General features: G+C 58.2%; 4 protein-coding genes, 1 tRNA gene and 1 pseudogene. 3 read left to right on the top strand and 3 right to left on the bottom strand.

Annotated features, from left to right (window positions below):
• Nucleotides 1-1,655 (top strand): annotated as a pseudogene (locus M0808_RS24370) (hypothetical protein); the annotation flags it as partial.
• 372 nt (nucleotides 1,656-2,027) lie between these two features.
• Here the strand turns inward: M0808_RS24370 and M0808_RS24365 are convergent.
• Nucleotides 2,028-2,103 (bottom strand) — tRNA-Asn (locus tag M0808_RS24365).
• A gap of 227 nt (nucleotides 2,104-2,330) precedes the next feature.
• Here M0808_RS24365 and M0808_RS24360 point away from each other — a divergent pair.
• Nucleotides 2,331-2,561: a hypothetical protein gene (locus M0808_RS24360; protein ID WP_003226459.1), complete on the top strand. Its 231-nt coding sequence runs from the start codon at nucleotides 2,331-2,333 to the stop codon at nucleotides 2,559-2,561.
• Here M0808_RS24360 and M0808_RS24355 read toward each other — a convergent pair.
• Both M0808_RS24355 and M0808_RS24350 read right to left on the bottom strand, forming a co-directional pair.
• Entirely contained in the window at nucleotides 2,558-2,758 is a 201-nt protein-coding gene (locus tag M0808_RS24355) for a hypothetical protein (protein WP_003226457.1), read from the bottom strand. The two genes, M0808_RS24360 and M0808_RS24355, sit on opposite strands and share 4 nt — an antisense overlap.
• Before the next feature lie 225 nt (nucleotides 2,759-2,983).
• A complete protein-coding gene (locus M0808_RS24350) occupies nucleotides 2,984-4,180 on the bottom strand; it encodes an amino acid aminotransferase (RefSeq protein WP_027611521.1) in 1,197 nt (398 codons plus the stop codon).
• Nucleotides 4,181-4,517: 337 nt separating this feature from the next.
• Here M0808_RS24350 and uvrB point away from each other — a divergent pair, with 337 nt between their 5' ends.
• The gene (gene uvrB, locus M0808_RS24345) at nucleotides 4,518-6,533 is read left to right on the top strand and encodes an excinuclease ABC subunit UvrB (protein WP_007969222.1); all 2,016 of its coding nucleotides are present in this window, start codon (nucleotides 4,518-4,520) and stop codon (nucleotides 6,531-6,533) included.
• Nucleotides 6,534-6,559: the final 26 nt, after the last annotated feature.

Here is a 6,559-nt window from a genome sequence, read left to right as displayed (position 1 = left end):
CCAATGCCACCTATCGCATGGGCGTCTGGCCGTTGATTGCCACAGGCCAATATGTCTGGCTGCGCCTGAAAGGGACGAACGCTGATGGCAGCGACTACAACCTGCAGATCCATACGGCACCAGGCTCAATGGTCAGCGCCCAGTGGATCAATCAAGGTTATTACGAGCGGAGCATCGCCTTTGCAGGCTTGAGAAACCTCAAGGATGGCAGCACGCTAAGGATGGAATTCAAGGCGGCGTTCGGCAAGAGCACGAATGAAAGCGAGGCAGTGGTTTTTCCTGTGCGCACTTACATGATCAAAGCGCTTGAGGATGTGCGCCCCGACATTACCCGAGTGGAAGACTCCAAAGGGAATGAGATTCTCCCGGGTGCCACGACCGTTGACACCTCGATCAAGCTTGAAGGGAAAGGGGCTAAAGGTCAGAAAGTCCTGATCAAGGACGGCAATATCGAAATAGGCACGGCCGACATCGATCCACAGAGTGGTGACTGGGAATTTCCGGTGACGGGGCTGAGCGCCGACACCCACAGCTTCACCGCTACTGCGATGTATGGCAGCGGCGAGGTGTCGGATCCGCCGCGGATCGTGGTCGTGGTGGCTGCCGACACACCGGCCATCACATCAGTAAAAGACGAGAGCAACTGGAACATCCCCGAAAACGATTACACCGTGCATACCAGCATCACGCTCACTGGCTCCGCGCCGGCCGGCCAGGAGGTTGAAGTTTTCCTCGGTGCGGTCTCCAAAGGCAAGGCCAAGGCAAACAGCAACTCCATCTGGACCCATACCGTGAGCGGGTTATCGCTGGACGTGTTGCATACCTTCAAGGCCATTGGTCAATACGCAAATAACCCGCCATCGAATACCTGGCGCCTGACCGTGTTGAATAGGGTCGTGCCGGCCATCACCGCCGCGCAGGATTCCAAAGGGCAGCCAATCCACGATGAAGGCGCCACTGTTGACCGCACTGTTCGGCTGACGGGGATGGCGACTAAGTATCTTGAGGTGGAGATTTTCGACGGCGCCACCTCCACTGGTAAAAAGGCCAGGGCCGATGACAAAGGTTCATGGAAGGTTGAGCTGACTGGGCTGTCGATCGTGCGCCATGATTACAAGGCCAAAGCGTTGTATGGCAACGGGGCGGAGTCGAGGGTGTGGACAGTGTTCGTGATACCGTCTTCCTTTTTCCTTGTCGAAGATTTTCAGTCATATTTAAAAGGGGTTGAAATCAAAGACCCAAAGGACTTCCTAGAGGGGGCGCACACCAAAGTAACGGTTATTACAAACACCACCACTCGCTCGAAAATAGCAGTCTATAACCTTGGCGGCCTGGAATGCATGTTATGGAGCACTAGTCTCGAGGATAAAATCGAGTACTCCGTCGCACTGAAGCAGGGCAGTGCCAAGAGTGCGACAGTCTACGGTGACTTTGACTTCCGACCATCAGTCCACATCGAACTTCAGTTCCTGCGAAACAATGAAGTGGTGTCCTCGATGCTATTCCTGCAAGGTGACGGCCAAGATAAATATGCGAGAGAAGTTGTCCCAGCCAGCGGTCAAGCGTTTGATGCATTAAGATTCGTGATGACGCAGAAGAAAACAATAAACGGAATATCGCTTCTCAGAATAAGGATGATCGGTTTCAACGCCTAAAAACTCTGTTGCCTTAAACGCACAGAAAAGAGAGTGGCAGGGGAGGGATTCATTAATCCACTCCCCTGACAGTTATTCCTTTGATACAAATTATCCAGCGCCTGATTCACCGCAAATCCCCTAGGGAGTGAGGGACGGATATATATGCTCTCGCCAGAGACGGACCCAAGATACCGTTCGAATTAACTATATAAGTGAGTGTGGAGGGCTGGAGCACGATCTACATCACGGGCAAAAAGCCTAATGAGCTCACGACTCGAGTCCCTCCCTCGAAAGTCGAGATACAAAGAGCTGCAGCAGGTTGCGATCTTTTGACTTTTCGAGCGTCCACAAAAAAGCCCCTGAATCTTGCGATTCAGGGGCTTTGCTATTTGGCTCCACAACCTGGACTCGAACCAGGGACCCAATGATTAACAGTCATTTGCTCTACCAACTGAGCTATTGCGGAATTGGTGCGTATGTTACTGATTCAAAAAGAGAAGTCAAGCACGGGATATAAAATTTCTGGTTTGAGCAGGACGGACGGTGCTTTGTCAGCGATTAGCGATTACCAGAACCGCCTCACAGGTCTACCATGGCTGCCCGGAAGTGGTCACACGCGCTGCCGGCCATTCGCCAAAAGGTACGCGCCATGATTCAAACCGTTCTGATTTCTCTTTCACGCGAGGTGTTCGTATGAGCGTCACGCAGATCAGCCTGCCCAAAGGCGTCGGCCCGCACGCCGAAAAACTCTTCGACGCGATCACCCAGGCCAGCACCGCTGAAGAGCTGAACCGTGCTGGCGGCAAGGCCGAAGGGTTCGTGCTCGGCCTGGAAAGCACCAAGGCGATCAAAAGCCAGATCGCCGAATCGCTCTACGTCGCGTATGACGATGCGGCCAGTCAACGGGCGACGGAACTGGCCTAACCGCCGAAGGTGATCGTGCCGAGCATCAGTTTGGCGTAAGCGGCGGTGGCGGCCAGTTGCACCAGCCACAGGGCCAGGCCGCCGAGGAAGACGCCCGCTGCGACTTGCAGCACCAGGCTTTTGTCGCGTTTGGCCGTGGTGCGGGGGATGAAGTCATCCAGGTCGTCTCGGTCGGCGCGCAGATTGTCGTTTTTCATAGGTGTTCTCGCAGAACTCTGAGGTGTACACAAAACCTGTGGGAGCGGGCTTGCTCGCGAAGGCGTCGGCCCAGCCAGTATTTTTGTCGCCTGATGCACCGCTTTCGCGAGCAAGCCCGCTCCCACAATGGAATCTGTGTGCAGTCTAGAGGGTTCGGATAGTTTTCCGGGACAAATAAAAAACGGGAAGCCCCAAGGCTTCCCGTTTTTCATTGCCAGGCGAAATCAGATGACCTGAACGATCGCATCCGTTACCGCTTTGATGTTGCTCTGGTTCAGTGCCGCGACGCAGATGCGGCCGGTGTCCAGCGCATAAATGCCGAACTCGTTGCGCAGGCGATGCACCTGTTCGGTGGTCAGGCCGGAGTAGGAGAACATGCCGCGCTGACGGCCGACGAAGCTGAAGTCACGCTGCGGGGCTTTTTCCGCCAGCAGAGCAACCATCTGCTCGCGCATGCCGCGAATGCGCAGGCGCATTTCTGCCAGTTCCGCTTCCCACTGGGCGCGCAGTTCCGGGCTGTTCAACACAGCGGCGACGATGCTTGCACCGTGGGTCGGCGGGTTGGAGTAGTTGGTGCGGATCACACGCTTGACCTGCGACAGCACGCGCGCGCTTTCTTCTTTCGATTCGCTGACGATCGACAGGGCACCAACGCGCTCGCCGTACAGCGAGAACGACTTGGAGAACGAGCTCGAAACGAAGAAGGTCAGGCCCGATTCAGCGAACAGACGCACAGCCGCGGCGTCTTCGTCGATGCCGTCGCCGAAACCCTGGTAAGCCATGTCGAGGAACGGCACGTGACCTTTGGCCTTGACCACGTCCAGCACGTTTTTCCAGTCGGCCGGGGTCAGGTCGACGCCGGTCGGGTTATGGCAGCAGGCGTGCAGCACAACGATCGAGCCGTTCGGCAGGGCGTTGAGGTCGTCGAGCATGCCGGCGCGGTTCACGTCGTGGGTGGCGGCGTCGTAGTAACGGTAGTTCTGCACCGGGAAACCAGCGGTTTCGAACAGTGCGCGGTGGTTTTCCCAGCTCGGGTCGCTGATCGCCACGACGGCGTTCGGCAGCAGTTGCTTGAGGAAGTCGGCACCGATTTTCAGTGCGCCGGTACCGCCGACAGCCTGAGTGGTGACGATCCGACCGGCAGCGATCAGCGGCGAGTCGTTACCGAACAGCAGCTTTTGCACCGCCTGGTCGTAGGCCGCGATGCCGTCGATCGGCAGGTAGCCACGGGAGGCGTGCTGGGCAGCGCGAATGGTTTCGGCTTCGATCACCGCGCGCAGCAGGGGAATTCGCCCCTCTTCGTTGCAGTAAACACCTACACCCAGGTTGACCTTGGTGGTCCGGGTATCGGCGTTGAATGCTTCGTTGAGGCCCAGGATTGGATCGCGGGGTGCCATTTCGACAGCGGAGAACAGGCTCATTATTACGGCGGCTCTGAATGGAGAGTGGAGGGACGTGTCGCGCTCCAGCCGAATGCACTAGAGCGGTGCACAAACGGGGAGCTAGTATAGAGGCCATCACTGAGCAATGGCGACAGGCGATTCAGCTTTTCCGGCAAGTTTTTCCGATTATTTCTTGACCGTTAGTCGATTGACTCTGTCAGAGACTTTACCGGATGTAGGACGTTTGCCTTGAAAGGCGAGGCAATCGGCTCCACATTGAGCACAATCTTCGTTTTTCCTTGGGCGACAACGGTCGTTTGCGGTCATCCCCGCGGCTCGGCTGTTTTCTGCGCGAGCCGCGATCCCAGAGGTGTGTATGTCCGAATTCCAGCTAGTCACCCGCTTCGAGCCCGCCGGCGATCAACCTGAAGCGATCCGCCAATTGGTCGAGGGCATCGAAGCCGGGCTGGCGCACCAGACGCTGCTCGGTGTGACCGGCTCGGGCAAGACCTTCAGCATCGCCAATGTCATCTCGCAGGTACAGCGCCCGACGCTGGTGCTGGCGCCGAACAAGACCCTCGCCGCGCAACTGTATGGCGAGTTCAAGGCGTTCTTCCCGAACAACGCGGTCGAGTATTTCGTTTCCTACTACGACTACTACCAGCCCGAAGCCTATGTGCCGTCGTCCGACACCTTCATCGAGAAGGACGCGTCGATCAACGACCACATCGAGCAGATGCGCCTGTCCGCGACCAAAGCGTTGCTCGAGCGCAAGGACGCGATCATCGTCACCACGGTGTCGTGCATTTACGGTCTCGGTAGCCCGGAAACCTATTTGAAGATGGTGCTGCACGTCGATCGCGGCGACAAACTCGATCAGCGCGCCTTGCTGCGGCGTCTGGCCGATCTGCAGTACACCCGCAACGACATGGATTTTGCCCGCGCGACCTTCCGCGTGCGCGGCGACGTGATCGACATCTATCCGGCGGAATCCGATCTGGAAGCGATCCGCATCGAACTGTTCGATGACGAGGTCGAGAGCATCTCCGCGTTCGACCCGCTGACCGGCGAAGTCATCCGCAAGATGCCGCGCTTCACCTTCTACCCGAAGAGTCACTACGTGACGCCGCGCGAGACCCTGCTCGACGCCATTGAACACATCAAAGTCGAGTTGCAGGAACGCCTCGAATACCTGCGCAGCAACAACAAACTGGTCGAGGCCCAGCGCCTCGAACAGCGCACCCGTTTCGACCTGGAAATGATCCTCGAACTGGGTTACTGCAACGGCATCGAAAACTACTCGCGCTACCTGTCCGGACGTCCGGCCGGTGCCGCGCCGCCGACGCTGTATGACTATCTGCCGGCCGACGCCTTGCTGGTGATCGACGAGTCTCACGTCAGCGTGCCGCAAGTCGGCGCGATGTATAAGGGTGACCGTTCGCGTAAAGAAACCCTGGTCGAATACGGCTTCCGCTTGCCATCGGCGCTGGACAACCGGCCCATGCGCTTTGACGAGTGGGAAGGGGTCAGCCCGCAGACCATTTTCGTCTCGGCGACGCCGGGCAACTACGAGGCCGAGCATGCCGGGCGCGTGGTCGAACAGGTGGTGCGTCCGACCGGTCTGGTCGACCCGCAAGTCGAGGTGCGTCCGGCGCTGACTCAGGTCGACGATTTGCTCTCGGAAATCACCAAACGCGTGGCGGTCGAGGAGCGGGTGCTGGTCACCACGCTGACCAAGCGCATGGCCGAAGACCTCACCGATTACCTCGCCGACCACGGCGTGCGCGTGCGTTATCTGCACTCGGACATCGACACCGTCGAGCGGGTCGAGATTATCCGCGACCTGCGTCTGGGCACCTTCGATGTGTTGGTGGGGATCAACCTGCTGCGCGAAGGTCTGGACATGCCGGAAGTGTCGCTGGTGGCGATTCTCGACGCGGACAAGGAAGGCTTCCTGCGTTCCGAGCGCTCGCTGATCCAGACCATCGGCCGGGCGGCGCGGAACCTCAATGGCCGGGCGATTCTCTACGCCGATCGCATCACTGGCTCGATGGAGCGGGCGATTGGCGAGACCGAGCGTCGTCGCGACAAGCAGATCGCCTTCAACCTGGAAAACGGCATCACCCCGAAGGGTGTGTTCAAGGACGTCGCCGACATCATGGAAGGCGCCACCGTGCCCGGTTCGCGCAGCAAGAAGCGCAAGGGCATGGCCAAGGCTGCCGAAGAAAACGCCAAGTACGAAGCCGAACTGCGCTCGCCGAGCGAAATCACCAAGCGCATTCGCGCGCTGGAAGAGAAGATGTATCAGCTGGCGCGGGATCTGGAGTTCGAAGCGGCGGCGCAGATGCGCGATGAGATTGCCAAGTTGCGCGAGCGGCTATTGGCGGTTTGATCTTCATCGCCTGAGCGGGCCTCTTC

This window comes from Pseudomonas sp. MWU12-3103b, from assembly GCF_023100615.1.
GTDB classification, from domain to species: domain Bacteria; phylum Pseudomonadota; class Gammaproteobacteria; order Pseudomonadales; family Pseudomonadaceae; genus Aquipseudomonas; species Aquipseudomonas putida_A.
This window is presented reverse-complemented; position numbering and strand designations above follow the sequence as displayed.